Origin of the sequence: Methanocrinis sp. (assembly GCF_049974945.1) — an archaeon.
In the GTDB taxonomy this organism is placed as follows: Archaea; Halobacteriota; Methanosarcinia; order Methanotrichales; family Methanotrichaceae; genus Methanocrinis.
Genome location: NZ_JBNGCU010000179.1, coordinates 1 through 1,303, shown reverse-complemented (window position 1 = coordinate 1,303; position 1,303 = coordinate 1). Strand labels below are relative to the sequence as shown.

2 protein-coding genes are annotated in these 1,303 nt (G+C 56.5%); one reads left to right on the top strand and one right to left on the bottom strand.

Annotated features, from left to right (window positions below; genetic code table 11):
• Nucleotides 1-277: 277 nt before the first annotated feature.
• Nucleotides 278-433 (bottom strand): hypothetical protein, encoded by a 156-nt coding sequence (locus ACP5EL_RS10335; protein ID WP_428402428.1) that lies wholly within the window; start codon nt 431-433, stop codon nt 278-280.
• Nucleotides 434-635: 202 nt separating this feature from the next.
• Between ACP5EL_RS10335 and argC the strand changes: the two genes are divergently transcribed.
• Nucleotides 636-1,303 (top strand): N-acetyl-gamma-glutamyl-phosphate reductase (gene argC / locus ACP5EL_RS10330; RefSeq protein ID WP_428402427.1); only part of this gene is annotated, 668 nt, incomplete at its 3' end.

Genomic DNA, 1,303 nt, shown 5'->3' with positions numbered 1-1,303 from the left:
GCTGCGGGGATGGGCATATAACCAACGAACTATTGCTGTGTTCACGTATTTTGGGATGATATCATGCGGTTAAATAACTCAACATGTTTTGTCAATCCGTCCTATTCACCGCCGCCAGTTTGACTTGAAGAAATAAAAAATCATGAAGATAAAACTGTAAAGCCCTTAGAAAATTGTTTGAACATTCTATGAAAGGGCACTAGCTTCCTTTCCCGAATTCGTCGATCGCCTCTTCTTCGCGGTCGTATATCTCGAAGAGCTGGGTGAACCCGGCGATCTACCCCATCTGGTCTAAGTTCGCAACCACCTTTCTGCATCCCTCGCCGATCAGCCCCTCTATCTCCACCTTCAGCTCGTCTGACGACGAGGCGTCGAGCCTTCCCGCCGGAAGGACGATCCTCACGTCGCCTGAGCTTTTATTATCGAGTTTCATGGGATCATCTCAAAATGCATTTCGGTCCGGTGATCTGCCCTGCTAGATCCGAACAGGATTTGCAGATCTGAACGGAAATCACTACTCCAGAACTCCAGCCTCCCATCCACCGATAAATATCTTCTTTTCCTGTTCATCTTTTTCGGGATCAGATCACAAACCAGCGTGTCGATTTTATACCAGCCCGTATTGCTCTGTGCCCATGATCAAGGTTGGAATAGTCGGCGGGTCCGGCTACACCGGCGGCGAGCTCCTGCGCCTCCTCAGCCTCCATCCCGGGGCCGAGGCGGTCTGCATCACCTCCCGCAAGCTGGAGGGTACCCCTGTGGGAGATGTCCACACCCACCTCCGGGGGATCTCCACCCTCAAGTTCGAATCGCCTGAGATATCAGAGATCGCCGAAAGGTGCGACCTCGTCTTCACCGCAGTTCCCCACGGGACGGCTATGGACTGGGTTCCGGGCTTCCTGGACGAGGGTGTGAAGGTGGTGGACCTCTCGGCAGACTACAGGCTTCCCCTGGAGGTCTTCGAGAAGACCTACGGCATGAAGCACAGAGCCTTTCGGGAGGCGGTCTTCGGAATGCCGGAGCTCCACCCCGAGGTCGGAGGAGCCGAGTTCGTCGCCAACCCCGGATGCTATCCCACCGGCGCGAGCCTTGCCGTGGCGCCCCTGGTCGAGGCTGGCCTCGCAGAGAGGGTCGTCTTCGACTCCAAGTCCGGGATCACCGGGGCCGGAATCGCCCCCTCCCAGACGAGCCACTACCCGAACCTGGCCGAGAATGTCGTCGGCTACAAGCTCACCACCCACAGGCATACGGCCGAGATCAGGCAGGAGCTTTCTCGGCTCTCGGACCGGGTCAAGGTCAGCTT

Bases quoted from the DNA above. Each gene is read 5' to 3' on its own strand.
- ACP5EL_RS10335 (WP_428402428.1), bottom strand. From the start codon at position 433: ATGAAACTCGATAATAAAAGCTCAGGCGACGTGAGGATCGTCCTTCCG.